Origin of the sequence: Serratia sp. CY29653 (genome assembly GCF_052169255.1) — a bacterium.
Taxonomy (GTDB): Bacteria; Pseudomonadota; Gammaproteobacteria; order Enterobacterales; family Enterobacteriaceae; genus Serratia; species Serratia sarumanii.
The window spans coordinates 914,287-939,713 of sequence record NZ_JBJNLC010000001.1 but is presented as its reverse complement, the minus strand read 5'-3'; the positions used below and the strand labels follow the sequence as shown (position 1 = coordinate 939,713).

Annotated in this window: 21 protein-coding genes; 10 read left to right on the top strand and 11 right to left on the bottom strand. The window is 57.5% G+C overall.

Annotated features, from left to right (window positions below):
- From xylB to ACJ8HN_RS04640, 4 genes are all read left to right on the top strand, one after another.
- The gene (gene xylB / locus ACJ8HN_RS04655) at positions 1–1,518 is read left to right on the top strand and encodes a xylulokinase (protein WP_188240264.1); all 1,518 of its coding nucleotides are present in this window, start codon (positions 1–3) and stop codon (positions 1,516–1,518) included.
- On the top strand, positions 1,515–3,020 hold the full coding sequence (locus tag ACJ8HN_RS04650; RefSeq protein WP_049195458.1) for a sugar ABC transporter ATP-binding protein: 1,506 nt from the start codon (positions 1,515–1,517) through the stop codon (positions 3,018–3,020). Before xylB ends, ACJ8HN_RS04650 begins: the two co-directional genes overlap by 4 nt.
- Positions 3,021–3,096: 76 nt before the next feature.
- A complete protein-coding gene (locus ACJ8HN_RS04645) occupies positions 3,097–4,074 on the top strand; it encodes an ABC transporter permease (RefSeq protein ID WP_016927501.1) in 978 nt (325 codons plus the stop codon).
- 33 nt (positions 4,075–4,107) lie between these two features.
- Positions 4,108–5,115, top strand: a complete 1,008-nt coding sequence (locus tag ACJ8HN_RS04640) for a substrate-binding domain-containing protein (RefSeq protein WP_442523113.1) — start codon at positions 4,108–4,110, stop codon at positions 5,113–5,115.
- 142 nt (positions 5,116–5,257) lie between these two features.
- Here ACJ8HN_RS04640 and ACJ8HN_RS04635 read toward each other — a convergent pair whose 3' ends face one another.
- Positions 5,258–5,821, bottom strand: a complete 564-nt coding sequence (locus tag ACJ8HN_RS04635) for a TetR/AcrR family transcriptional regulator (RefSeq protein WP_103798473.1) — start codon at positions 5,819–5,821, stop codon at positions 5,258–5,260.
- A 127-nt stretch (positions 5,822–5,948) separates the two neighbouring features.
- On the opposite strand from ACJ8HN_RS04635, the gene smfY reads away from it, so the two are divergent.
- Positions 5,949–7,421 (top strand): multidrug efflux MFS transporter SmfY, encoded by a 1,473-nt coding sequence (smfY, locus tag ACJ8HN_RS04630; RefSeq protein WP_033634780.1) that lies wholly within the window; start codon positions 5,949–5,951, stop codon positions 7,419–7,421.
- A 200-nt stretch (positions 7,422–7,621) separates the two neighbouring features.
- Entirely contained in the window at positions 7,622–8,113 is a 492-nt protein-coding gene (locus tag ACJ8HN_RS04625; RefSeq protein WP_004932132.1) for a Dps family protein, read from the top strand.
- A 45-nt stretch (positions 8,114–8,158) separates the two neighbouring features.
- Here the strand turns inward: ACJ8HN_RS04625 and ACJ8HN_RS04620 are convergent, their stop codons facing one another.
- Positions 8,159–8,335: a YciY family protein gene (locus tag ACJ8HN_RS04620; RefSeq protein ID WP_025159792.1), complete on the bottom strand. Its 177-nt coding sequence runs from the start codon at positions 8,333–8,335 to the stop codon at positions 8,159–8,161.
- A gap of 242 nt (positions 8,336–8,577) precedes the next feature.
- Between ACJ8HN_RS04620 and cls the strand changes: the two genes are divergently transcribed.
- The gene (gene cls / locus ACJ8HN_RS04615) at positions 8,578–10,038 is read left to right on the top strand and encodes a cardiolipin synthase (protein ID WP_033634781.1); all 1,461 of its coding nucleotides are present in this window, start codon (positions 8,578–8,580) and stop codon (positions 10,036–10,038) included.
- 56 nt (positions 10,039–10,094) lie between these two features.
- On the top strand, positions 10,095–10,418 hold the full coding sequence (locus ACJ8HN_RS04610; RefSeq protein ID WP_004932139.1) for an HI1450 family dsDNA-mimic protein: 324 nt from the start codon (positions 10,095–10,097) through the stop codon (positions 10,416–10,418).
- A 73-nt stretch (positions 10,419–10,491) separates the two neighbouring features.
- Here the strand turns inward: ACJ8HN_RS04610 and oppF are convergent, their stop codons facing one another.
- The 7 genes from oppF to ACJ8HN_RS04575 all read right to left on the bottom strand — a co-directional run bounded on the left by oppF (position 10,492) and on the right by ACJ8HN_RS04575 (position 19,210).
- Entirely contained in the window at positions 10,492–11,493 is a 1,002-nt protein-coding gene (oppF, locus tag ACJ8HN_RS04605) for a murein tripeptide/oligopeptide ABC transporter ATP binding protein OppF (RefSeq protein ID WP_025303071.1), read from the bottom strand.
- Positions 11,490–12,506 carry an ABC transporter ATP-binding protein gene (locus ACJ8HN_RS04600; protein WP_033634782.1) on the bottom strand — a complete coding sequence of 339 codons (1,017 nt, stop codon included), beginning with the start codon at positions 12,504–12,506 and terminating at the stop codon, positions 11,490–11,492. Before ACJ8HN_RS04600 ends, oppF begins: the two co-directional genes overlap by 4 nt.
- A gap of 11 nt (positions 12,507–12,517) precedes the next feature.
- Positions 12,518–13,426 (bottom strand): oligopeptide ABC transporter permease OppC, encoded by a 909-nt coding sequence (gene oppC / locus ACJ8HN_RS04595; RefSeq protein ID WP_033634783.1) that lies wholly within the window; start codon positions 13,424–13,426, stop codon positions 12,518–12,520.
- A gap of 14 nt (positions 13,427–13,440) precedes the next feature.
- The gene (gene oppB, locus ACJ8HN_RS04590; protein WP_033654356.1) at positions 13,441–14,361 is read right to left on the bottom strand and encodes an oligopeptide ABC transporter permease OppB; all 921 of its coding nucleotides are present in this window, start codon (positions 14,359–14,361) and stop codon (positions 13,441–13,443) included.
- Positions 14,362–14,444: 83 nt separating this feature from the next.
- Complete coding sequence (gene oppA / locus ACJ8HN_RS04585) at positions 14,445–16,082, bottom strand: oligopeptide ABC transporter substrate-binding protein OppA (RefSeq protein ID WP_442523112.1); 1,638 nt, start codon at positions 16,080–16,082, stop codon at positions 14,445–14,447.
- Between the two features lie 149 nt (positions 16,083–16,231).
- Positions 16,232–17,869 (bottom strand): ABC transporter substrate-binding protein, encoded by a 1,638-nt coding sequence (locus ACJ8HN_RS04580; protein ID WP_039565814.1) that lies wholly within the window; start codon positions 17,867–17,869, stop codon positions 16,232–16,234.
- Between the two features lie 696 nt (positions 17,870–18,565).
- Positions 18,566–19,210: a YchE family NAAT transporter gene (locus ACJ8HN_RS04575; protein ID WP_015378089.1), complete on the bottom strand. Its 645-nt coding sequence runs from the start codon at positions 19,208–19,210 to the stop codon at positions 18,566–18,568.
- Between the two features lie 531 nt (positions 19,211–19,741).
- Here ACJ8HN_RS04575 and adhE point away from each other — a divergent pair.
- The gene (gene adhE / locus ACJ8HN_RS04570; RefSeq protein ID WP_038877249.1) at positions 19,742–22,414 is read left to right on the top strand and encodes a bifunctional acetaldehyde-CoA/alcohol dehydrogenase; all 2,673 of its coding nucleotides are present in this window, start codon (positions 19,742–19,744) and stop codon (positions 22,412–22,414) included.
- Positions 22,415–22,533: 119 nt separating this feature from the next.
- Here the strand turns inward: adhE and ACJ8HN_RS04565 are convergent, their stop codons facing one another.
- The gene (locus ACJ8HN_RS04565) at positions 22,534–23,118 is read right to left on the bottom strand and encodes a thymidine kinase (RefSeq protein WP_033634789.1); all 585 of its coding nucleotides are present in this window, start codon (positions 23,116–23,118) and stop codon (positions 22,534–22,536) included.
- A 698-nt stretch (positions 23,119–23,816) separates the two neighbouring features.
- Here ACJ8HN_RS04565 and hns point away from each other — a divergent pair.
- Positions 23,817–24,224, top strand: coding sequence for a histone-like nucleoid-structuring protein H-NS (gene hns, locus ACJ8HN_RS04560; RefSeq protein ID WP_004932170.1), 408 nt, complete (start codon positions 23,817–23,819; stop codon positions 24,222–24,224).
- 185 nt (positions 24,225–24,409) lie between these two features.
- Here hns and ACJ8HN_RS04555 read toward each other — a convergent pair whose 3' ends face one another.
- Positions 24,410–25,420, bottom strand: a complete 1,011-nt coding sequence (locus ACJ8HN_RS04555; RefSeq protein WP_033634790.1) for an NAD-dependent epimerase — start codon at positions 25,418–25,420, stop codon at positions 24,410–24,412.
- Between the last annotated feature and the right edge of the window lie 7 nt (positions 25,421–25,427).

The window sequence follows — 25,427 nt, the reverse complement described above, 5'->3', positions numbered from 1 at the left end:
ATGGCGCTCTATGCTGGCATAGACTGCGGTACGCAAGGCACGAAAGTCGTGATTGTCGACAGCACACAGGGCGTGATCCTCGGTGAGGGCAATGCCCCTCACCGCCTCATCAGCCAAGCCAATGGCCGGCGCGAACAGGAGGCCGACTGGTGGATTGAGGCGCTAGTCATCGCTTTTCGCCAAGCCGTGACTCACGCCGGCGTTGATGCACGGGAGATTCACGCTCTGGGGGTTTCGGGCCAACAACATGGGTTTGTGCCGCTGGACGCAGACGGCAACGTGCTGCACAGCGTCAAGCTGTGGTGCGATACCGAAACCGCAGAAGAAAACGAACGGCTCCTGCAACAGCTCGGCGGAGCCAACGGCTCGCTGGAAACGCTTGGCCTGCGGATCGCCACCGGCTATACCGCGTCAAAAATCCTTTGGTTCAAGACGCACCATCCGGCGTTGTGGGCACAACTGCATACCGTGTTGTTGCCCCATGACTACTTGAACTTCTGGCTGACCGGGGAGCGCGTAGCGGAATATGGCGACGCTTCCGGCACCGGGTTGTTCGATGTGCGCACCCGTCGCTGGAGCAAAACCGCCGTCGATCTCATCGACGACAGCGGCCGCCTGTGGCAAGCCCTGCCGCCGCTCAAAAGCGCGGAGTGCTGCATCGGCACGGTGCGCCCCGCCGCGGCGGAAAAACTCGGCCTCGGCCCGGCAGTGCGGGTCTCGACCGGCGGCGGCGACAACATGATGGCGGCCATCGGTTCCGGCAACATCGAGGCCGGCACCCTCACCCTGAGCCTGGGCACCTCCGGCACGCTGTTCGCCTGGTCCGCCGCCCCCGTCACGGCGGAATCGGACATGATTGCCGGCTTCTGCTCCAGCACCAACGGGTGGCTGCCATTGATTTGCACCATGAATGTCACCTCGGCCACCACCGCGGTACAAACGCTGCTGGACCAAGATCTTGCCGGCTTTAACGCTTTGCTGGCGCAGGCTTCGCCCGGCGCAGGCGGTGTCGAGATGCTGCCATTCTTCAATGGCGAACGCGTTCCGCCATTGCCCCACGCGCGCGCCAGCCTGCATAACCTCGATAGCGACAACTTTACCCGCGCCAATCTCTGCCTGGCGGTGGTCGAAAGCGCCACGTATGGGTTGCGCTATGGCATCGAGCTGTTTCGCCGTCAGGGCATCGAAGCGCGCGAAATCCGCCTCACCGGCGGCGGCGCCCGCAGCGCCGCCTGGCGACAAATCGTCGCGGACGTAATGGGATGCCCGGTGGTCTGTCTGAAAGCCAAAGAGACCGCGGCGCTGGGCGGCGCCATTCAGGCGATGTGGGCGACGATGTTGGCCGACGATCCGCGCCGGAACGCCGCCGCATTGCTGGCCGAACTGTGCCAACGCTTCGTTGCGCTGGATGAGGCCACGCGCACGCCGCCAAACGCCGGCAGGCAGGCGCAATACGAGACGCTTTATCAACGCTACCTGCAACGCTTGCAGCAGACCTATCCGGAGGTGCAACTGTGACGCGAGATCCCCATACGCCAGCGCCCGCCTACCTGCTGGAGGTCAGCGGCGTCAGGAAAGCCTTCGGCCCGGTCGTGGCGCTCAAGAATGCGGAGTTTTGCCTGCGGCGCGGATCCATCCATGCCCTGTGCGGCGGCAACGGCGCGGGTAAATCCACCTTTCTCAGCATTCTGATGGGCTTTATTCAACCCGACGGCGGCGACATTTTTATCAATGGCCAACGCTGCGAATTTCATCATCCTCGGGAAGCCCTCAATGCCGGCATCGCCATCGTGCAGCAGGAGCTGAGCGCGATCCCGGATCTGACGGTGGCCGAAAACATTTGGCTGGGCCGCGAGCCGAGACGCCTGGGGTTCGTCGATTTCGCAACGCTCAACCAGCGCACGACCAGCCTGCTCAAAGAACTCGATTTCAAGATCGACGCCCGAGAAAAAATGCGCAACCTGAGCGTCGCCGAACAGCAGTTGGTCGAGATCGCCAAGGCGCTGTCGCATGCCAATGCCGACATCATCATCATGGATGAACCCACCTCGGCGATTGGCGAAGAGGATGCGCAGAAAATCTTTCAGACGCTTCAGCAACTGGCGGCAAAAGGTAAAGGCATTATTTACGTCTCTCACCGTTTGTCAGAGATATTCCAAATCGCGGACAGCTACACCATTTTCCGCGACGGCGCCTATATCCATGAAGGCTATATCGCCGACATTACCCGTGAACAGCTGATCGAACACATTATTGGCGGCGAGTACGACAGCGAGTTCGCCAAATTCAACCAGCCCGGCGAACAGGTCTTGCTGGCGGTCAATAACCTGTGTTGGCGCAGCAAGATAAAAGATATCAGCCTGCAGCTGAAGCACGGTGAGATCCTGGGCATCTATGGGCTGGTGGGATCGGGCCGCAGTGAATTTCTCGATCTTATCTTCGGCATTCAGCATGCCGACAGCGGCACGATTCGCCTGGGCGACAAGACGCTGAACCGCCACTCTCCGCGCGAGGCCATCGACAGCGGTATTGCCTACGTGACGGAAGATCGCAAGGAAACCGGCCTGGTGCTGTGCCGTTCCGTCAGTGAAAACATCAATATCGCCTCTTTTGCCGCCATCAGCCGGATGGGGTTTGTCAGCGAGAAACGGGAGCAGGCGCGAACCCGCGACATGATCCAGCGCTTCAACGTTAAAACCCACGACGGCGAACAGCCGGTGGGCAACCTGAGCGGCGGCAACCAGCAAAAAGTCGTGCTGGGCCGTTGGGCGCTGCTGGATCCGGAGGTTTTGCTGCTCGACGAGCCGACGCGCGGTATCGACGTCGGGGCCAAGAAAGAGATCTATCGATTTATGTCGGAGTTCGCCTTGCAAAACAAAGGGATCATTATGGTTTCCTCCGAGCTTTCGGAAATTATCGGCATGAGCGATCGCATATTGGTGTTTCGTGACGGGCAGTTGGCCGGCGAGCTTTCGGCAGCCGATGCGACCCAGGCAGCACTGATGAAACTTGCGGTTTAACAGAGAGAGAAAAAAAATGAGCAGCGCCCACTCCTTATCACCAGGAATTTCATTTTTCACCCGCAATAAGCGACGTATGCACAAATACGGCATTATCATCGCCTTTTTCGCCCTGTGCCTGATCGTGGCGCTGATTGGCGAATATCAGGTCGCTCAGGGGGCCTGGAGCAGCAACTATTTTCTCAGCAATGAAAACACCCTGATCGTCCTGCGCCAGGTCTCGATCAACGGCATTCTGGCGATCGGCATGACCTTCGTCATTATCACGGCAGGCGTCGATCTCTCCGTGGGCTCGGTGCTGGCGTTAAGCGGGATCGTCGCCGCTCGCTTCGCCACCAACAACAGCGGATTGGCTATCGGCGACACCGCGACCGCCGTCATGGCGCCGCTGATTGTGGCGCTGGGCATCGGCATCGTCTGCGGCCTGGTAAACGGCACCGTGTTAGCCCGTTATCGGCTGCAGCCGTTTATCGTCACCATGGGCATGCTCTCCGCGGCGCGCGGTTTAACCATGCTGACCACCAACGGCAATCCGGTATCGCAATTGAACAGCGATTTCCGCTGGTTAGGCAATGGCTATGTCGGCGGCGTTCCGGTGCCCGTCATCATCTTCATCGTGCTGTTCGCCCTCGCCTGGCTCGTGCTGAATAAAACCCTCTTCGGGCGCTACATCTACGCCGTCGGCGGCAACCCGAAGAGCGCGCGCACCTCGGGGATTAACGTGACCCGCATCAAAATACTGGTGTATACGCTGTGCGGCGCGCTGGCCGGCATCGCCGGCCTGATCCTCACGGCGCGCACCGGTTCGGCGCAGACCAATGCCGGCGCAGGGTATGAGCTGGACGCCATCGCGGCGGTGGTGATCGGTGGCACCAGCATGGCCGGCGGCGTCGGTACGCTGGTCGGCACCTTCTTCGGCGTGCTGATTATCGGGGTGATGAATAACGGCCTCGATCTGCTCGGCGTGCAGTCGTATTACCAACAAATTATCAAAGGCGCATTGATCGTCCTTGCCGTATTGCTCGACCCCTCGCGTAAGCAACAGCGCGATTAATAACATCAGACCCAACTCTACCAGGAGAAAACCATGAATAAGACCAAGATAGCGTTGTTTGCCTCTGCCCTGATGCTGGGCAGCCTGTCGGCAGCCCAGGCCGCCCCGGTTAAAATCGCGGTATTGATGTACGGCAACAAAGCCGAATTCGTGCAATTGATGGAAAGGTTCGGGAAGGAACACCCGGCGGTGAAAAGCGGCGAAGCCGTGCTGACCTTCTACGATGGGCGTTATGATGCATCGGTGCAAAACGATCAGGCCGCCACCACTATCCAGACGCGCGCCGATGCCATTATCGTCAACCCTATGGATTTTGAAGCCAATATCGATATCGTCACCAATGCCAACGAGGCCAAAATCCCGGTGGTGGTCACCAATGCGCGCCTGAACACAGACGCGATGACGTCTGAAGTGGTGTCTAACGACGAGTTGGGGGGATATCTGGAAGCCAAAGCCGTACTGGACAAACTCGACTGCAAGAACCATAAGGTGAACGTGGTGATTATCGAAGGCCCGAAAGGCGGCAGCGGCGAGATCCAGCGCGGCAAGGGCAATGATAAAGCGATAGCCGAGTGCGGTGCCGGCCAGGTCACCGTGCTTGAACGCAAAACGGCCAACTGGTCACGCGCGGAAGCGCAGCCGCTGATGGAAAACTGGCTGCAGAAACATCGGGGCAAAATCAACGGCGTGATTGGCCAAAACGACGAGATGGCGCTGGGCGCTATCGAGGCGATTAAAGGCGCCGGCCTGAATGTGAAGGACTTCGCGATTGCCGGCGTTGACGGCGTTTCCGACGCGATTCATGCGGTGCAGGCCGGTGAAATGGTCTCTATCCTGCAAGATGCCAAAGGCCAGATGCAGGGGTCCATCGACGTCGCGCTGCGCGCCGTGAAAGGTGAAAGCTATCAGCCGCAGTCGGATATCTGGAAACAGTACGCCAAGGATCTGAAATGGGAAGGCGGCACGCAGAAGCATTATTACATTCCGTGGACCGTCGTCACCGCAGAGAACGCCCAATCGCTGTTGGACGCCCGTAAATAATCCCCCCGCCCCCTGCCTCCAGGGGGGCACCGCTTGGGCGCTTGCCTGCAAACAAAAAAAAGCCAGCACGGAGTGGCTGGCTTAAAAGTTCTTCGAGGGAATATCTTGTTCGATAACCATACGCCCTTCACTGCGGGCTTTACTAGCTATCAGTGCGATAGGCATCCTCAGTTAAAATCAACGCCTGCATATCGGCGAACATCGTTTCCCATTCCGCCTGGTCGATATCCATCAAACCAAAGTAACGCAGCATAAAGGCGCCTTCGGTGGCGAGAAACGCCAGGCGCGCGCGCTTGCCCTCTTCGGTGGCCAAATCGAGTCCGGCGATGCGGCTGCGATACCATTCGCGCGTGCTCGCCAGATGCTCCGGCGTTTGAATCAGCGTCGCCATCAGCCCGGCGGCCTTGGCGCTGGCGGTCTGATCCGAACTGTGGGTGGCCAGCATATGCGCCCGCACAGCGGTCTGCGGTGAAGGATCGTCGCCGGCGATAGCCGTGAACAGCGTTTCATAGGCACTGCCCCAGCGATCGAACATGGCATCAATCAGGGCGTCTTTGCTGCCAAAGCAATACTGCACCCCGCCCTTGGAGATCCCCATCGCTTTGGCGACGGCGTCGATGGTCAAGCCGGCGGCGCCCTGGGTGGCGACGATTTCTTCTGCGATGTCCAAAACCTTGTCGCGATCGATGCTGCGTTGACGTCCCATTAAGAAACCCTTCTTTTCAATACGAACGTATGGATATATATTATCACCAGTATACCACCCGGCATCGCCGGTGGGTTACCCGAATGGCGGCGCCTCCGCGCGGCCCACTTTAACTGGATTATGACTTATGTACGCCAAGAACCGCTGGTTGATCCTGACGATGGTCGCCAGCGCCCTGTTCCTGATCGTCATCGATATGACGGTGTTATATACCGCCCTGCCGCGCTTAACCCAGGCGCTGGACGCCAGCGCTTCGCAAAAACTCTGGATCGTCAACGCCTACCCGCTGGTGGTGGCCGGCCTGTTGCCCGGCGCCGGCATGCTGAGCGATCGCATCGGCCATAAACGGCTGTTTCTCGCCGGACTGCCGGTGTTTGCCGTCGCGTCGCTGTGCGCCGCGTTCTCGCCCACCGCCGAGTGGCTGATCGCCGCCCGGGTGTTCCTCGCCGTTGGCGCGGCGATGATGATGCCCGCCACGCTGTCCATCGTGCGCCACGTCTTTACCGACGAACGCGAACGCGCGCTGGCGATCGGCATCTGGGCCTCGGTGGCCTCCGGCGGCGCGGCCATCGGCCCGGTGGTCGGCGGCCTGCTGCTGGAGTATTTCTGGTGGGGTTCGGTGTTCCTGATCAATGTGCCGGTCGTGCTGCTGGTCTGGCCGCTGGCGTGGAAACTGATCCCGCGCTGCGGTGGCGATAACCCGCGCCCTTCGGACATCGTCGGCTCGGTGCAGATCATGATTGGCCTGGTCGGCGCTATCTATGCGCTGAAGGAGCTGAGCAAGCCGACGCCTGATGTGAGTGCCTTGCTTGTGGCAGCCCTGATCGGCGTGTTGTTCCTGGCCCTGTTCGTGCGACGCCAGCAGCGCAGCGCCCACCCGATGATCGATTTCTCTCTGTTCCGCAACCGGCTGTTCGCCGGCGGCATCGGCGTGGCGCTGTTGTCGATGGTGGCGCTGATCGGCATCGAACTGGTGCTCAGCCAACGCCTACAGCTGGTGCTCGGCCTCAGCCCGCTGCAGGCGGCGCTGTTTATTTTGCCGATCCCGCTGGCCTCGGCGCTGGCGGGGCCCGTAGCCGGCCTGCTGTTGCCGCGCTACGGCGAACGCAGCATCATCCTCGGCGGTTTTGTCCTGACCACTCTCGGCATCGCCGGTCTTGCCGCGTTATACCAGAGCGGCATGGCATTGCAATTGGTCAGCCTGGCGCTGGTGGGCTTTGGCCTCGGCGGCGTGATCACCGCCGCTTCCACCGCCATCATGCTGAACGCGCCGGAGGAAAAATCCGGCATGGCGGCGTCGATCGAGGACGTCTCCTACGAGCTGGGCGGCGTGCTGGGCGTGACGCTGCTCGGCGGGTTGATGACGGCGGTTTACAGCCATAGCCTGGCGCTGCCGGCGGAGCTGCCGGTCAACCCGCTGGCATACGACAGCATCGACGAAGCCCTGCGCCTGGCGGCCGGGATGGCGGCCGATCGCGCGCAGCAGCTGACGCAGCTGGCGCGTCTGGCCTTTGATCGCGCGTTTATTACGGTACTGATCGCCGCCGCGCTGTTAATGGCGCTGGGCGCCGGGGCGGTAAAACTGGCGCTGCGCAAGTAACCGATAAAAGCGGCTTTTTTCGCCGGCGGAACCTGCGTAAACTGATTCGGCAATTTGCTCGACGGATTTGTCGTCATCGGTTTGAACGATGGCAATAATGCCTGTTATCGTGTTTAACCCTGCGATAAATCCGGTTACTGTATCCCCTATGGAAATTGATTCTGTCTACTATCGGAACAGATAATCAGGAGAAGATTATTATGGCAACGGCAAAGAAAGCAGCGAAAACCCATATCGGCCTCGACAGTAAACAATCGGCAAAACTCGCCGAAGCGCTGAACGCGCTGTTGGCGAACTATCAGGTGCTGTATATGAACGTGCGCGGCTATCATTGGAACATTACCGGCCCGCAGTTCTTTGAACTGCACGCGAAGTTCGAAGAGACATATAACGATCTGCTGACCAAGGTGGACGAGCTGGCGGAACGTATTCTGACGCTGGGCTCGCAGCCGCGTCACGCTTTCAGCGACTATCTGAAAACCGCCGACATCAAGGAACACACCAACGTGACCGATGATAAGGGCACGCTGCGCGGCCTGTTGGAAGGGTATTCAATCTTGCTGCAACAGCAGCGTGAACTGCTGACGGTGGCGGCGGACGCCGGCGACGAAGGCACCGCGTCGCTGATGAGCGATTACATCAAAGAGCAGGAAAAACAGGTCTGGATGCTCAACGCCTATCTGGGTAAATAACCCTGGCGCCATAACAAAACAGTCCCTTACGGGACTGTTTTCGTTTTACCACTCGCAGGATACCGCAAACAGCAGCGCGCGCCGATGCTGATCGTCCAGGCGGCGCCGCACCCGGATGATATGGCGATTGCTGCACGACTGGCGCTCCAGCCAGCGATGCCGGCGGCGTTGGCTCTGCCGCAACATGCGCCAGCGGCCCACTTCATTTCTACTGCGTCTCATAATTCCGTCACTCGTTCGTCTAATGCCAACCGCGGGCATTATAGCCCTTTCCGCCCGTGATCCAAGCCGCCGTTATCGGCGGCACAGCGGACGCCGCGCGGGCAAAAGCCGCCCTTTCATTTTCAGCAAGTGCCTTAACTTCATCATATTTATGTAACATAAGCGCCGATAAAAGGTTTCGCCTTGCCCGATCTGTGCGTACACTCATCATTGGTGGTTTGCGAACGGGATTTTTCGCCTTTATGACAACATTTTATACCGTAATCAGTTGGCTCATGGTGTTCGGCTACTGGCTGCTGATCGCCGGCGTGACGATGCGCATTTTAATGAAACGCCGTGCGGTTCCCTCTGCCATGGCCTGGCTGCTGGTTATCTACATTCTGCCGCTGTTCGGCATCGTGGCCTATTTATCGTTCGGCGAGCTGCATCTGGGCAAGCGCCGGGCCGAGCGCGCCAAGGCCATGTGGCCGTCGACCGCCCGTTGGCTGAAGGAGCTGAAAGAGAGCCGCCGCATCTTCGCCACCGAATACAGCGAAGTCGCCGAACCGCTGTTCCAGCTGTGCAACCGCCGCCAGGGCATCGACGGCGTCAAGGGCAACCAGCTGCAGCTGCTCACCACCACCGACGACACGCTGAAAGCGCTGATCCGCGACATCGAGCTGGCGCGCCACAACATCGAAATGGTGTTCTATATCTGGCAGCCCGGCGGCCTGGTCGATCAGGTGGCCGAATCGCTGATGGCCGCCGCGCGGCGCGGCGTACACTGCCGCCTGATGCTCGACTCCGCCGGCAGCCTGCAATTTTTCCGCAGCCCCTACCCGGCGATGATGCGCAATGCCGGCATCGAAGTGGTGGAAGCGCTGAAGGTCAACCTGCTGCGCGTGTTCCTGCGCCGCATGGATCTGCGTCAGCATCGCAAAGTGGTGCTGATCGACAACTACATCGCCTATACCGGCAGCATGAACATGGTCGATCCGCGCTACTTCAAGCAAGATGCGGGCGTCGGCCAGTGGATCGACCTGATGGCGCGCATGGAGGGCCCGGTGGCCACCACCATGGGCATCGTCTATGCCTGTGACTGGGAGATTGAAACCGGCAAGCGCATTCTGCCGCCGCCGCCGGACGTCAACATCATGCCGTTCGAGCAGGAGAGCGGCCACACCATTCAGGTGATCGCCTCCGGCCCCGGCTTCCCCGAGGAGATGATCCACCAGGCGCTGCTGACCGCGGTCTATTCCGCCCGCGAGCAGCTGATCATGACCACGCCGTACTTCGTGCCGAGCGACGATCTGCTGCACGCCATCTGTACCGCCGCCCTGCGCGGCGTCGAGGTCAGCATCATCGTGCCGCGCGACAACGATTCGATGATGGTGCGCTGGGCCAGCCGCGCGTTCTTCTCCGAGCTGCTGGAGGCCGGCGTCAGGATTTATCAGTTCGAAGGCGGCCTGCTGCATACCAAGAGCGTGCTGGTGGACGGGCAACTCAGCCTGGTCGGCACCGTCAATCTGGATATGCGCAGCCTGTGGCTGAATTTCGAGATCACGCTGGTGATCGATGATGACGGCTTCGGCAGCGATTTGGCCTGCGTGCAGGAAGATTACATCGCCCGTTCCAAGCTGCTGAACGCCAAAGAGTGGCTGAAGCGGCCGTTCTGGCATCGCCTGGTCGAGCGCCTGTTCTACTTTTTCAGCCCGCTGCTGTAAAAGCCGCGACGAGCGTGCTTTAATAGCGCCAAATCATTTGTTATCAGGATTTTTTTATGGATTTGAATAACCGCCTTACCGAAGACGAGACGCTGGAACAGGCCTACGACATCTTCCTCGAATTGGCCGGCGACAATCTGGATCCGGCGGATATTCTGCTGTTCAACCTGCAGTTTGAAGAGCGCGGCGGCGCCGAACTGTACGACCCCTCCGAAGACTGGAGCGAGCACGTGGATTACGATCTGAACCCGGACTTCTTCGCCGAGGTAGTGATCGGTCTCGCGGACAGCGACGGCGAGCCGATCAACGACGTGTTCGCCCGCGTGCTGATCTGCCGCGAGAAAGACCACAAGCTGTGCCACATTCTGTGGAAAGAGTGATTCGCCGATAGCATATCGGATAAAAAAAGCCCCGCTCATTCAGCGGGGCTTTTTGTTGCCGGCTAGCGGCGCATTACAGCGGATCGACCTTCAGGCAGGACACCGCGTGGCGGAAACTGCCCTCCAGCAGCGGACGCGTCTTGGCGCACTCCGGCCCGGCGATCGGGCAGCGGGTGCGGAACACGCAGCCGGTCGGCGGGTTGATCGGCGAAGGCAGCTCCCCTTCCAGCAGCTGGATCTGCTTTTCCTTCTCCTTGTCCGGATCCGGGATCGGCACCGCCGACATCAGCGCTTTGGTGTAAGGGTGCTGCGGATTGTGGTACACCTCGTCATAGGTGCCCAGCTCCACCGCATGGCCCAGATACATCACCAGCACGCGATCCGAAATGTGCTTCACCACCGCCAAGTCGTGGGCGATAAAGATCAGTGACAGCCCCATCTCGCGCTGCAGCTGCTGCAGCAGGTTCACCACCTGCGCCTGAATCGACACGTCCAGCGCGGAGACCGGTTCGTCGCAGATCACCAGCTTCGGCTCGAGGATCAGCGCGCGCGCGATGCCGATACGCTGGCACTGGCCGCCGGAAAACTCGTGCGGGTAGCGGTTGATCAGGTTAGGCAGCAGGCCGACCTTCAGCATCATCGCCTTGACCTTGTCCTTCACTTCCTGACGCGGCATTTTCGGGTAGTAGGTGCGCAGCGGCTCGGCGATGATCTCGCCGATGGTCATGCGCGGGTTGAGCGACGCCAGTGGATCCTGGAAGATCATCTGGATATCGCTGCGGGTTTTCCGCCAGTCGGCGTCGCTCATGCCCAGCAGATCTTTCCCCAGCCAGGCGACGCGCCCGCTGGTGGCCTTCACCAGGCCGATGATGGCGCGCGCGAAGGTGGATTTGCCACAGCCGGACTCGCCGACCACGCCCAGGGTTTCCCCCTCGAACAGCCGCAGCGTGACGCCATCGACCGCTTTCAGGGTTTTCGGCGGCTGCCAGAACCACTGTTTGTCGTCATGAATGTCGAAGTGCACTTTCAAATCGGCCACTTCGAGCAGCACTTTCTTGTCGGTTACCGCTGTCATACCAACGCCTCCACCGGTTTAAAGCAGGCGCGCAGGCGCCCTTCCCCAAATTGCTCCAACGGCGGAGCGCTCGCACACTGCTCCATGGCGTACGGGCAGCGCGGCTGGAACGGGCAGCCTTTCGGCAACCGCAGCAGGTTCGGCGGGTTGCCGGGAATGGTCAGCAGCGCTTCGCCTTCGGCGTCGAGGCGCGGCACCGCGTTCAACAGGCCGATGGAGTACGGATGGCTCGGCTGGTAGAACACCTCGCGCGCGCTGCCGTATTCCATGGTGCGGCCGGCGTACATCACCAGCACCTTGTTGCAGATGCCGGCCACCACGCCCAGGTCGTGGGTGATCATGATGATGGCGGTGTTGAATTCGCGCTTCAGTTCGTTGAGCAGCGTCATGATCTGCGCCTGGACGGTCACGTCCAGCGCGGTGGTCGGTTCGTCGGCGATCAGCAGCTTCGGCCGGCACAGCAGCGCCATGGCGATCATCACGCGCTGGCGCATGCCGCCGGAAAACTCGTGCGGATACATGCGCATGCGCTTGCGCGCTTCCGGCATTTTCACCGCGTCGAGCATGCGTACCGACTCTTCGAAGGCTTCGCTTTTGCTCATTTTCTTATGCAGCATCAGCACTTCCATCAGCTGTTCGCCAACGCGCATATAAGGGTTGAGCGAGGTCATCGGGTCCTGGAAGATCATCGAGATCTCTTCCGCCCGCAGCTTGTTGAGCTGATTTTCCGGCAGGTTGAGAATTTCACGGCCGTTGAATTTGGCCGAGCCGCCGATGCGGCCATTGCTGGCCAGCAGCCCCATCAGGGCGAACGCGGTCTGCGATTTGCCGGAACCGGATTCACCGACGATGCCCAGCGTTTCGCCGGCGCGCAGGTCGAAGTTCAGATCGTTCACCGCCGTCACGTCGCCGTCCGGGGTGGAGAACGTGACGCGAAGGTCTTTCACGTCCAGCAGCGGCGACGTTTTGACCCCGGCGCCGGTTTGCAGTTGAGGATGTTCAATGGTGCTCATGATTGCACTCCTTAACGATCTTTCGGGTCGAGGGCGTCACGCAGGCCATCGCCGATAAAGTTGAAACAGAACAGAGTGACAACCAGGAAACCCGCCGGGAACAGCAGCAACCACGGTGAAACTTCCATTGAGTTGGCGCCGTCGCTGAGCAATGCGCCCCAGCTGCTGAGCGGCTCCTGCGTGCCCAGCCCCAGGAAGCTGAGGAAGGATTCGAACAGGATCATGCTCGGCACCAGCAGCGAGGCATACACCACCACCACGCCGAGCACGTTCGGCACGATATGCCGCAGCACGATATTGCGCGTGGAGACGCCGCACACCAGCGCCGCTTCGATGAACTCCTTGCGCTTGAGACCGAGGGTTTGGCCGCGCACGATACGCGCCATATCCAGCCACGACACCATGCCGATCGCCACGAAGATAAGCAGGATGTTCTGGCCGAAAAAGGTCACCAGCAGGATCACGAAGAACATGAACGGGAAGGAGTTGAGGATCTCCAGCAGGCGCATCATCACCGAGTCGACCTTGCCGCCCAGATAGCCGGACATCGCGCCGTACAGGGTGCCGACGATCACCGCCACCAGCGCCGCCGCCACGCCGACCATCAGCGAGATGCGCCCGCCGATCGCCACGCGCACCAGCAGATCGCGCCCGGAGGAGTCGGTGCCGAAATAGTGCCCCGATTCCACGCTTGGCGCGGCGGACATCATCGCCCAATCGGTATCGTCGTAGGCAAATTGCGACAGCATCGGCGCCAGCACCACAAACAGCGTGATCAACACCAGAATGAACAGGCTGCTGACCGCCGCGCGGTTGTGCATAAAGCGCCGGCGCGCGTCTTGCCACAGGCTGCGTCCTTCCACTTCCAGCTTCTCGCTGAAGTGTTCCAGAGCTTCGCTGTTCTTTTTAGTCAACATCATTCGCGTGCTCCAGATTAATAACGGATTTTCGGATCGATGACCGCATACAGCACATCGACGATCGCGTTGAACAGAATGGTCAGTGCGCCCACCAGAATGGTCAGGCTCAATACCAGGGAGTAGTCGCGGTTCAGCGCGCCGTTAACGAACAGCTGGCCGATCCCCGGCAGACCGTAGATGGTTTCGATCACCATCGAACCGGTGATGATACCGACGAACGCCGGCCCCATGTAGGACAGCACCGGCAGCAGCGCCGGCTTCAGCGCGTGGCGGAAAATGATGCGACGCATCGGCAAGCCTTTGGCGCGCGCGGTGCGGATGAAGTTGGAGTGCAGCACTTCAATCATCGAGCCGCGCGTGATACGGGCGATGCTGGCAATATAGGCCAGCGACAGCGCCACCATCGGAAGGATGATGAATTTAGGCGCGCCGCCGTTCCAGCCACCGCCCGGCAGCCATTTCAGCGTGATGGCGAAGATCAGCACCAACAGCGGCGCCACCACGAAACTGGGTATCACCACCCCGGTCATGGCGAACCCCATCACCGTGTAGTCCCATTTGGTGTTCTGATTCAGCGCGGCAATCACGCCTGCGCTCACCCCCAGCACCACCGCCAGCAGAAACGCGGCCAGGCCGAGTTTGGCGGACACCGGGAAAGAGCCGGCGACCAGATCGTTGACCGAATAGTCCTTGTATTTAAAGGACGGGCCGAAGTCTCCCTGCGCAAGCTGCGCCAGATAATGACCGTACTGTTTCCAGATCGGGTCGTTCAAATGATATTTGGCTTCGATGTTCGCCATAACTTCCGGCGGCAATGCGCGTTCCCCGGTAAATGGACTGCCGGGCGCCAGGCGCATCATGAAGAATGAGATGGTGATAAGGATAAATAGTGTCGGGATCGCTTCCAGCAAGCGACGAAGTATAAATTTAAGCATTGCCCTAACCCTGTGCGACAGCCTGATGACGGCTTATTATTCTCAACATGGGCCGGCGGCCTGCGCCGCCGGCTCTTACCGTATCAATGCTTGATGATGTACAGGTTTTTGTCGTACACGTTATCAAGCGGGTCTTTGCCGGTGTAGCCACCGACGTAAGGTTTCACCAAACGGGCGTTCACGTAGTAATACAGCGGAACGATGGCGGAATCCTTATCCAGCTGAACTTCCGCTTTCTGATACAGATCGGCGCGCTCGTCTTTGGTCTTCGCGGTCAGCACGTTGGCCATCAGCTTGTCGAACTCGGCGCTCTTGTAGTGCGGGGTGTTACTGCTGCTGTCGGACAACATCATGTTCAGGAACGAGCTCGGCTCGTTGTAGTCGGCGCACCAGCCGGCGCGTGCCACGTCATAGGTGCCCTGATGGCGGGTATCCAGGAAGGTTTTCCACTCCTGGTTCACCAGCTTCACGTCCACGCCCAGGTTTTTCTTCCAGATGGAGGCGGCGGCGATCGCCAGCTTCTTGTGCAGGTCTGAAGTGTTGTACAACAGGGAGAAGGTCAGCGGTTTACCCGGGCCATAGCCGGCTTCCGCCAGCAGTTTCTTCGCCGCTTCGTTGCGTTTTTCCTGCGTCCAGCCGAACCACTCCGGCGGGGTCAGCTTGGCGCCGTCGGTGTATGGCGGCGTAAAGCTGTAGGCCGGCAGATCGCCCTGGTTTTTCACCTTGTTGACGATGATGTCGCGATCCATGCCCAACTTCAGCGCTTCACGCACGCGCGCATCGGTGAACGGCGCCTTCTGGTTGTTGATTTCGTAGTAATAGGTGCACAGGTAAGGATCGACATGCACCTCTTTCGGGATCTCTTTTTTCAGCTTCTGGAACAGTTCGATCGGCATGTTGTTGTAGGTCATGTCGATTTCGCCGGTGCGGTAGCGGTTAACGTCGGTCACTTCCGACGAAATAGGCAGGAACGTCACTTTATTGATGATGGTTTTGGCGTTATCCCAATATTCCGGGTTGCGTTCCAGTACGATGCGTTCGTTGACAATCCAGTCTTTCAGTTTGTAGGCGCCGTTGCTGACGTAGTTGGCCGGCAGCGTCCACTTCTCGCCAAACTTCTCCACCGCGTCTTTGTAAACCGGCTTCATGGCGTAGTGCGGGGTCATTTCAACCAGATAAGGCACCGACTCGCTCAGGGTCACCTGGAAGGTGTGGTCGTCGATGGCCTTCACGCCCAGCGTCGACTTGTCTTTTTTACCGGCGATGATGTCATCGACGTTTTCCACATGGGCGTACTGCAGGTAGCTGGCGTAAGGCGACGCGGTTTTCGGATCCACCACGCGCTGCCAGCTGTAGACGAAATCTTGCGCCGTTACCTGCTTGCCGTTGGACCATTTGGCGTCTTTACGCAGGTGGAAGGTCCAGACTTTGAAATCCTTGTTATCCCAGCTTTCCGCGACGCCCGGCACGATGGAACCGTCCGGGCTGTTGTTCGCCAGGCCTTCCATCAGATCGCGGGTGACGTTGTTTTCCGGCACGCCCTCGATTTTGTGCGGATCCAGCGACTGCACTTCGGAACCGTTGTTTTTGACGATTTCTTGCTTGTCGGCCAGTTGCACGCCTGCAGGAACGTCGGCGGCAAAGGCGGAAGTGGTTGCTGTGATGCCCAGCGCGGCGATGACGCCGGCGGCAATGAGCGTTTTCTTCGTGATGTTGGTCATACTTATCGACTCCAGTTTTTTATTATCACAGGCTCTTCGTGGAACCTGCGTTGCCCGTAAGCGGACTCTGTTTTCCCGCCGCCGCGGAACGAATGCGGCGGCCGGCCTTCCCTATATTCCTCCGCGAACTAGCGCCAGGAATACCCCTTTTACTGCTTGATAATGTACAGATTTTTAACGTCGGTATAGTCCAGCGGATCTTTGCCGGTGAACCCGCCCACCGTCGGCTTGATCAACCGCGCGCTGACGCGGTAATAAACCGGGACCAACGCGGAGTCTTTGTCCAGCTGCGCTTCCGCCTGCTGATAGAGCGCGGCGCGCGCAGCCTCATCCGGCGCCTTCAGCGTGGCGGCCATGATGGCGTCGAACGCCGGGCTCTTATAGAACACGGTGTTGATGCTGCTGTTGGACAGCACCAGGTTCAGGAACGCGCTGGGCTCGTTGTAATCCCCGCACCAGGTGGCGCGCGCCACGTCGTATTGCCCCTGATGGCGGCTCTCCAGCGACGTTTTCCATTCCTGGTTGCGCAGCGTGACCTCAGCGCCCAGGTTCTTCTTCCACATCGACGCAGCGGCGATCGCCTGCTGTTTGTTTTGATCGGAGGTGTTGTACAGCAGCGAGAATTTCAGCGGCTTGGCGTCGCTGTAGCCCGCTTCCGCCAGCAGTTTCCTGGCTTCGGCGTTGCGCTGTTCCTGGCTCCAGCCGGCCCACGCGGGCGGCGTGAAGTTAGCGCCTTCCGTGAAGGTCGGCGTGAAGCTGTAGGCTGGGATCTGCCCCTGGCCCATGATCTTGTTGGCGATGATGTCGCGATCCAGCGTCATCTTCACCGCCGTACGCACGCGCGCATCGGTGAACGGCGCCTGCTTGTTATTGAGCTCGTAATAGAAGGTGCACAGATAAGGGTTAACGTGCAGCTGTTCAGGCATTTCGCGTTTCATCTTGACGTACAGGTATGGCGGAATGGCGCTGTTGGTGATATCGATCTCGCCGCTGCGGAAGCGGTTAACGTCGCTGACTTCCGAGGTAATCGGCAGGAAGGTCGCCTGATTGATCACCGTCTGCTTGTTGTTCCAGTAGCTCGGGCTGCGCTCCAGCACGATGCGCTCGTTCACCACCCACTCTTTCAGGCGGTAAGCGCCGTTGCCGACGTAGTTGGCAGGCAGCGTCCATTTATCGCCGAATTTCTCCACCACCGCCCGCTTGACCGGTTTGAGCGACGTGTGGCTCAGCATGCTGATGAAATACGGCACCGGCTCGCTCAGCGTCACCTGCAGCGTTTGATCGTCCAGCGCCTTGACGCCGAGGGTCTGCGGGCTCTTCTTACCGGTCAGGATGTCGTCGATATTCTCGACTTTGGTGTATTGCAGGTAGCTGGCATAGGGCGAGGCGATTTTCGGATCGGCCAGACGCTGCCAGCTGTAGACGAAATCTTGCGCGGTCACCGGGCTGCCGTCGCTCCACACCGCGCCGGGGCGCAGGTGGAAGGTCCATTGCTGATAATTCTGGTTTTCCCAGCTCGCCGCCGCCGCCGGCACCACATGCCCGTTGGCGTCGGTGCTCACCAGCCCTTCCAGCAGGTTAAGAATGATATTGCTTTCCGGTACGCCCTCGACCTTATGCGGATCCAATGAAGCCACTTCGCTACCGTTGTTGATCACAATATTCTGCTGCTGCGCCAACTGAACGCCGGCCGGCACCTGCGCCGCCCAACCGCTATTTACGGCGCCGGCGCCCAGCGCGCCGCTAATCAACAAGGTCAAAGAAGTACGCTTCAGGGTTTGCTGCATAATCGAGGCTCCTTTTCACCGACAAGCATCGCTTATCGAAGTTTGTGAAGTGTTTATAAGAATTCTAAATAAACGGATACCAGCAAAAATCATTCCCGTTTTTATGGCGCATTTCAGTTAATTGACCACGGGAAAGTTGCTCGGAAATTAGCAGAAGCCAAATTCCATAGCCAATAAATTTTACGAAAATGTTAAGCAATTCTCTTTTATCGCACGAAGCCCGATCCGTCCCCTGCGTTAGAGGCCAAGAAAAACCAATGTCATTGATATGATTTTAAAGGCAAAAAAACCTAATTCATTTCAATTGAAACCGTCAGCACGATCTCACCGCCGCGAAAAGAAACATTCAGTTAACAATCCAATCATTCAAAGAACAAACACCTGTCTACGGGCGGTTAATCACTAATAACACCTGGATGAAAGTGAGACAAGCCCCACAGAATGATGTGACTAATTTAACAACAGCTTTACCGTTGAACGGGGGCAAAATGCGCGAAAAGGGGGGAGGAAAAGTGTTTGAAATAACGCTCAGCGTTTTTTTTGAGCAGCAACATGAGATTTATGCAACATAAGAGTGCAACGGCATAATTTTTATTCACTCTGTGCACTATAATAATGCGAACCAATAAATAATTTAAACTTTAAAATTAATTTTAGCCGCGCCGACGCGAAAGGTACGCGGCTAAACAAAGGGTATTACAACAGGCCGGGGAATATCGCCTTAATGCCGGTAACGATAAACTCGATGCCGAGCGCCATCAGCAGCAGACCCATGATACGGGTGATCACGTTGATGCCGGTCTGCCCCAGCAAACGCACCAACAGCGGCGCGGCGCGGAACAACAGCCAGCAACAAAAGGCGAACAAGGCGATCGCCACCGTAAAGCCGAGCAGGCTTTGCCAGTTGTGATAACGGGAACTCCACACGATGGTGGAACTGATCGCCCCCGGCCCCGCCATCAGCGGCAGCGCTAGCGGCACCACGCCGATGCTTTCGCGGATCGCGCTCTCCGATTTCTCCTGTTTGTTTTGCTTGTCTTCCCCCAGCTTGCCGCTGATCATCGACATGGCGATGGTCACCACCAGAATACCGCCGGCGATGCGGAACGAATCGATAGAGATGCCGAACATCCGCAGGATCCCTTCACCCAGGAACAGCGACGTCCACAAAATGATGGCGACCGACAGGTTGGCGGTCAGGTTGGTTTTATTGCGCCCCGCTTCCGCCTGGTAGCTGGTCATGCTGATAAACACCGGCAAAATGCCCACCGGGTTGACCAGCGCAAACAGACCGACAAAGAACTTGATAAAGCCGGAAAGATCCAACAGAGATTGGCCCACAGATGCTCCGCATTAATCGCTATAAAAAAGGTGTGCTGCCTATGCGCGCTAATGTAATGGAATTGGCGCGGGTAATCCATCCGGCCCAAGCAGCATTTTTGACTGTCAGCAAGTTATGCAACGAAACAAATGCCCTTTGTTAAAGTGATGTATGGCCTTTTGATTTTTTATGTTGAAAAAAGAGTCATCGCTCACAGTTATCAAGAATGATTCCCAACACCGGCAAGCTGAAAGGTGTCAGCTTGCACTTTTCATGATTTAGATCACAAATCGACTACCCAACAGTAGGTAAGCTCTTAGTCGTAGTCAGGGAGTAGAACAAAGTCGGCGGCAGCCCAGCCGGTTCCCTTCTCCTCACTGCCTGCCCCTCCGGTTGGCGTAGGGTGAAGCTCTTTAAGCAAATCAGCAGCATGCGAAGAAATAACGCGGGAAAGCCCCGGTATTCAAATCACCGTTTATTCCCGTTATGACTATACTAGTGGCTCGCACGGCTTATTTACTGAAAGAGTTTAACATTATCAGGAGAGCATTATGGCTGTAACGAATGTCGCTGAACTGAACGAGCTTGTCGCACGTGTCAAAAAAGCCCAGCGCGAATATGCCAACTTCACTCAAGAGCAAGTGGATAAAATTTTCCGCGCTGCCGCCCTCGCCGCTGCTGATGCCCGTATCCCGTTGGCCAAAATGGCCGTGGAAGAATCCGGAATGGGTATCGTCGAAGACAAAGTGATCAAAAACCACTTCGCTTCCGAGTACATCTACAATGCCTATAAAGATGAAAAAACCTGTGGCATCCTGTCTGAAGATGACACCTTCGGTACCATCACCATCGCCGAGCCTATCGGCCTGATTTGCGGTATCGTCCCTACCACCAACCCAACTTCTACCGCGATCTTCAAAGCGCTGATCAGCCTGAAAACCCGTAACGGCATCATCTTCTCGCCGCACCCGCGTGCGAAAAATGCCACCAACAAAGCCGCCGATATCGTGCTGCAAGCCGCTATCGCCGCCGGCGCGCCGAAAGACATCATCGGTTGGATCGACCAACCGACCGTCGAACTGTCCAACCAGCTGATGCACCACCCGGACATCAACCTGATCCTAGCCACCGGTGGCCCGGGCATGGTGAAAGCCGCCTACAGCTCCGGCAAACCGGCCATCGGCGTCGGCGCCGGTAATACGCCGGTGGTGGTAGACGAAACCGCAGACATCAAGCGCGTGGTCGCCTCTATCCTGATGTCCAAAACCTTCGACAGCGGCGTTATCTGCGCTTCCGAACAGTCGGTCATCGTCGTCGACTCTATTTATGATGCGGTACGCGAACGCTTCGCTTCCCACGGCGGCTATCTGCTGCAGGGTAAAGAACTGAAAGCGGTGCAGGACATCATCCTGAAAAACGGCGGTCTGAACGCGGCCATCGTCGGGCAATCCGCACCGAAAATCGCCGAGATGGCAGGCATCAAAGTGCCGGCCAACACCAAAGTGCTGATCGGCGAAGTGAAGCTGGTCGACGAGTCCGAACCTTTCGCCCATGAAAAACTGTCGCCGACGCTGGCGATGTACCGGGCCAAAGACTTCGAAGACGCCGTCGCCAAAGCCGAAAAACTGGTCGCCATGGGCGGTATCGGCCACACTTCCTGCCTGTACACCGACCAGGATAACCAAACGGCTCGCATCGCCTACTTCGGCGATAAAATGAAAACGGCTCGCATCCTGATCAACACCCCGGCTTCTCAGGGCGGTATCGGCGACCTGTATAACTTCAAACTCGCGCCTTCGCTGACGCTGGGTTGCGGCTCCTGGGGTGGTAACTCCATCTCTGAAAACGTCGGACCTAAACACCTGATCAACAAGAAAACTGTAGCGAAGCGAGCAGAAAACATGTTGTGGCATAAACTTCCGAAATCGATCTACTTCCGCCGTGGCTCGCTGCCTATCGCGCTGGAAGAAGTGGCGACCGACGGGGCAAAACGCGCCTTCATCGTGACCGACCGTTTCCTGTTCAACAACGGCTATGCCGACCAGATCACCAAGGTTCTGAAGTCTCACGGCATCGAAACCGAAGTGTTCTTCGAAGTGGAAGCCGACCCGACACTGAGCATCGTGCGTAAAGGCGCCGAGCAGATGAACTCCTTCAAACCGGACGTCATCATCGCGCTGGGCGGCGGTTCGCCGATGGACGCTGCGAAAATCATGTGGGTGCTGTACGAACATCCTGAAACCCACTTCGAGGATCTGGCGCTGCGCTTCATGGACATCCGCAAGCGTATCTACAAGTTCCCGAAAATGGGCGTGAAAGCGAAGATGATCGCTATCACCACCACCTCAGGCACCGGTTCGGAAGTCACGCCATTCGCCGTCGTGACCGACGACACCACCGGGCAGAAATACCCGCTGGCCGACTATGCGCTGACCCCGGACATGGCGATTGTCGACGCCAACCTGGTGATGAACATGCCGAAATCCCTGTGTGCCTTCGGCGGTCTGGATGCGGTCACCCACGCGCTGGAAGCCTACGTCTCGGTGCTGGCGAACGAATACTCCGACGGCCAGGCGCTGCAGGCGCTGAAACTGTTGAAAGAGTATCTGCCGGCCAGCTATAAAGAAGGCGCGAAAAACCCGGTTGCTCGTGAACGCGTGCACAACGCCGCCACCATCGCCGGTATCGCTTTCGCCAACGCCTTCCTTGGGGTTTGTCACTCCATGGCGCACAAGCTGGGTTCGGAGTTCCACATTCCGCACGGCCTGGCCAACGCGATGCTGATTTCCAACGTTATTCGCTACAATGCGAACGACAACCCGACCAAGCAGACGGCCTTCAGCCAGTACGACCGCCCTCAGGCGCGCCGCCGCTACGCTGAAATCGCCGACCACCTCGGCCTGAGCGCCCCGGGCGACCGCACCGCGCAGAAGATTGAGAAACTGCTGGCCTGGCTGGACGAGCTGAAAACCGAGTTGGGCATCCCAACCTCCATCCGCGAAGCGGGTGTGCAGGAGGCGGACTTCCTGGCGAAAGTCGACAAGCTGTCGGAAGACGCGTTCGACGACCAATGCACCGGCGCCAACCCGCGCTATCCGCTGATTGCCGAACTGAAGCAAATCATGCTGGATACCTTCTACGGCCGCGAATTCAGCGAAGCGGTAGAAGAGGAAGCTGCCGCTCCTGCTGCCGCCAAAACCGCGGTAAAGAAGCCCAAGAAATAACGGTTCCGTGAACCGATAAAAAAACCCGCCACACGGCGGGTTTTTTATTGCGCCCGAGGCGCTGCATTTCGACTCAGGTCACCAAAACGCTTCAGCGGGCTTTGGCGGCGTTTTCTCCCCTACTCCAGGGAGTGAATCGCCTCTTTATAATGCTTGCGGCAGACGGAGACATAGCTCTCGTTACCGCCAATCACCACCTGCTCACCGGCGTGCATCGCCTGGCCGTTTTCATCCAACCGCAACACCATATTGGCTTTGCGCCCGCAGTGGCAGATGGTTTTCAATTCCACCAGCTTATCAGCCCAGGCCAGCAAATATTGGCTGCCGATAAACAGCTCACCGAGAAAATCGGTACGCAGGCCGTAGCACAATACGGGAATGTCCAGTTGGTCCACCACATCGCACAATTGCTCAACCTGGGCCTTGGTCAGGAACTGGCTTTCATCCAGCAGCACACAATGCACCGGCTGCTGTTGATGCTCCTGCTGAATCATGGCGTACAGCATCGAGTCGTTGTTATAGAGCTGGGCCTGCGAGGATAAACCGATGCGCGAGCTGACTTTGCCCACCCCAAAGCGGTGATCGATCTCCGCGGTGAACACCAGCGTGCGCATACCACGTTCTTGATAGTTATATGAAGACTGTAGCAGCGCGGTGGACTTGCCGGCATTCATCGCAGAGTAATAAAAATAAAGTTGAGCCATGGCCCCGCAACTCCGATGGTATAAGAAATATTCAAATGTTGATTAGGACGGTGAGTGTACCATAACCCGCCCCCCGGCTCAGCCCAAAGCGAGCGAATATTGCGTTCGCCGTAATAATGCGCTTTCAAGCGAAACATATCCTTCTGTCGGCCCGTTCTTTTTACCGCTATTTACAGGATAATGTATGCCTGTCATCACTATTAATTCTTGCTAATGGTTAAGCCGGTCATTTGCCGATTAATGCATACCCCCCTTTCACCTCGGCAGGCGCCGCGACCGCGGCGGAGTGCTTGCCTATTATACGTGAGGCCAATACAGGGCATTTAATCACCTTCGTTCTCCCCCGACGTTTCCTGACGCAATCTTTACCCAGATACCCCTATTGTTTACAATGTCTGCCTCGCCATGACGTGATTAAGCCCACAGAACCCATTGTAATATTGATATAAATTACAGCGATAACTTATCGATGAAAGCCTTGTGCCACGCGCATTTTAAAGCATGCCTGCTGAATTTTTGACTTAAGTGCGGTGAGGGTAATAGTTAACAGCCCTTCCTATATTAGTCGGACAGATCCGATTAACGGTTTTTTAAAAGGTAAATTTGAGTATTCAAGTCAATTTGGCTATTGCAGAAAGGAAAATAGCACTCTATTATTATCGAGACGCCCCCCACCAATATAATTTGAGACTAGGACAATGAGCGAAGCATTAAAGATTTTGAACAACATCCGCACTCTGCGCGCCCAGGCAAGAGAATGCACACTGGAAACGCTGGAAGAAATGCTCGAGAAACTGGAAGTTGTTGTGAACGAACGTCGCGAAGAAGACAGCCAGGCTCAAGCAGAAATCGAAGAACGCACCCGTAAACTGCAGCAATACCGCGAAATGCTGATTGCTGACGGTATCGATCCGAATGAACTGCTGCAAACCATGGCTGCCAACAAGGCTGCCGGCAAAGCAAAACGTGCAGCACGTCCTGCTAAATACCAATATAAAGACGAAAACGGCGAACTGAAAACCTGGACCGGCCAAGGCCGTACCCCTGCGGTGATTAAGAAAGCTATCGAAGAGCAAGGTAAATCTCTGGATGATTTCCTGCTGTAATAGCGATTCAGTCCGTATCTGAAAGGCTCCCTGCGGGGGGCCTTTTCATTTTAAAGCTTATAGACGTGATCCCGCCTCATCCCTTTTCTTTTAGTAAATATCCTAATTCGCATTTTCCTCCTTGCACGAAATCCCAGTGAAAAAAAGGGCCCTAAGGCCCCTTTATCGCATTTACCCTCGTTCAATTATTGAACCTGGTAGAATGCCTTATACCAATCAACAAAGCGCTTCACACCCTCTTCAACGCTGGTTTCCGGCTTAAAACCAATGTCACGATAAAGCTCTGCGGTATCCGCGCTGGTATCCATCACGTCGCCAGGTTGCATCGGTAGCATATTCTTGCGGGCCGTTACCCCCAAAGCCTGCTCCAATGCCGTGATATATTCCATCAGTTTAACGGGGGAGTTATTGCCGATATTATAAACATGATACGGCGCGGAACTGGTCGCCGGCGATCCCTGTTCAACGGTCCATGACGGATCTGCCTGCGGAATAACCGCCTGCAGCCGCACAATCGCCTCGGTGATATCATCAATGTAAGTAAAGTCACGGTGCATTTCACCGTGGTTATATACATCGATGCTCTCCCCCGCCAATATGGCCTTGGTAAACTTGAACAGCGCCATATCCGGACGCCCCCAGGGACCATATACGGTAAAGAAGCGCAGCCCCGTCGTCGGAAGACCGTATAAATGAGAGTAGCTGTGTGACATCAGCTCATTGGCTTTTTTGGTTGCCGCATACAGTGACACAGGGTGGTCGACAGAATCTTCGGTAGCAAACGGCAGCTTGCGATTGAGGCCATAAACAGAGCTGGAGGACGCGTAAAGTAAATGCTCGACCTTATTATGCCGGCAGCCTTCCAGCACGTTCAAATGGCCGATCAGGTTGGCGTCCGCATAAGCCAACGGGTTGACCAGCGAATAACGCACGCCGGCTTGCGCGCCCAAATGAATGACGCGCTGAAACTGATGCTCGGCGAACAATGCCGCCATGCCTTCGCGATCGGCCAAATCCAGCTTGATAAAGCGGAATCCCGGCTTATCCGCCAGTCTGTCCAGACGGGCCGTTTTCAGGCCCACGTCATAATAGTCATTCAGGTTATCGATGCCGACAACCTGATGCCCGGCGGTCAACAAACGCTCTGCAACGTGATAACCAATAAACCCTGCGGCGCCTGTAACCAGGAATTTCATGGTCACT

Coding starts and splice junctions, on each gene's coding strand:
- xylB (WP_188240264.1), top strand. CDS start 1: ATGGCGCTCTATGCTGGCATAGACTGCGGTACGCAAGGCACGAAAGTC.
- ACJ8HN_RS04645 (WP_016927501.1), top strand. CDS start 3,097: ATGCACAAATACGGCATTATCATCGCCTTTTTCGCCCTGTGCCTGATC.
- ACJ8HN_RS04640 (WP_442523113.1), top strand. CDS start 4,108: ATGAATAAGACCAAGATAGCGTTGTTTGCCTCTGCCCTGATGCTGGGC.
- ACJ8HN_RS04635 (WP_103798473.1), bottom strand. CDS start 5,821: ATGGGACGTCAACGCAGCATCGATCGCGACAAGGTTTTGGACATCGCA.
- smfY (WP_033634780.1), top strand. CDS start 5,949: ATGTACGCCAAGAACCGCTGGTTGATCCTGACGATGGTCGCCAGCGCC.
- ACJ8HN_RS04625 (WP_004932132.1), top strand. CDS start 7,622: ATGGCAACGGCAAAGAAAGCAGCGAAAACCCATATCGGCCTCGACAGT.
- ACJ8HN_RS04620 (WP_025159792.1), bottom strand. CDS start 8,335: ATGAGACGCAGTAGAAATGAAGTGGGCCGCTGGCGCATGTTGCGGCAG.
- cls (WP_033634781.1), top strand. CDS start 8,578: ATGACAACATTTTATACCGTAATCAGTTGGCTCATGGTGTTCGGCTAC.
- ACJ8HN_RS04610 (WP_004932139.1), top strand. CDS start 10,095: ATGGATTTGAATAACCGCCTTACCGAAGACGAGACGCTGGAACAGGCC.
- oppF (WP_025303071.1), bottom strand. CDS start 11,493: ATGACAGCGGTAACCGACAAGAAAGTGCTGCTCGAAGTGGCCGATTTG.
- ACJ8HN_RS04600 (WP_033634782.1), bottom strand. CDS start 12,506: ATGAGCACCATTGAACATCCTCAACTGCAAACCGGCGCCGGGGTCAAA.
- oppC (WP_033634783.1), bottom strand. CDS start 13,426: ATGATGTTGACTAAAAAGAACAGCGAAGCTCTGGAACACTTCAGCGAG.
- oppB (WP_033654356.1), bottom strand. CDS start 14,361: ATGCTTAAATTTATACTTCGTCGCTTGCTGGAAGCGATCCCGACACTA.
- oppA (WP_442523112.1), bottom strand. CDS start 16,082: ATGACCAACATCACGAAGAAAACGCTCATTGCCGCCGGCGTCATCGCC.
- ACJ8HN_RS04580 (WP_039565814.1), bottom strand. CDS start 17,869: ATGCAGCAAACCCTGAAGCGTACTTCTTTGACCTTGTTGATTAGCGGC.
- adhE (WP_038877249.1), top strand. CDS start 19,742: ATGGCTGTAACGAATGTCGCTGAACTGAACGAGCTTGTCGCACGTGTC.
- ACJ8HN_RS04565 (WP_033634789.1), bottom strand. CDS start 23,118: ATGGCTCAACTTTATTTTTATTACTCTGCGATGAATGCCGGCAAGTCC.
- hns (WP_004932170.1), top strand. CDS start 23,817: ATGAGCGAAGCATTAAAGATTTTGAACAACATCCGCACTCTGCGCGCC.
- ACJ8HN_RS04555 (WP_033634790.1), bottom strand. CDS start 25,420: ATGAAATTCCTGGTTACAGGCGCCGCAGGGTTTATTGGTTATCACGTT.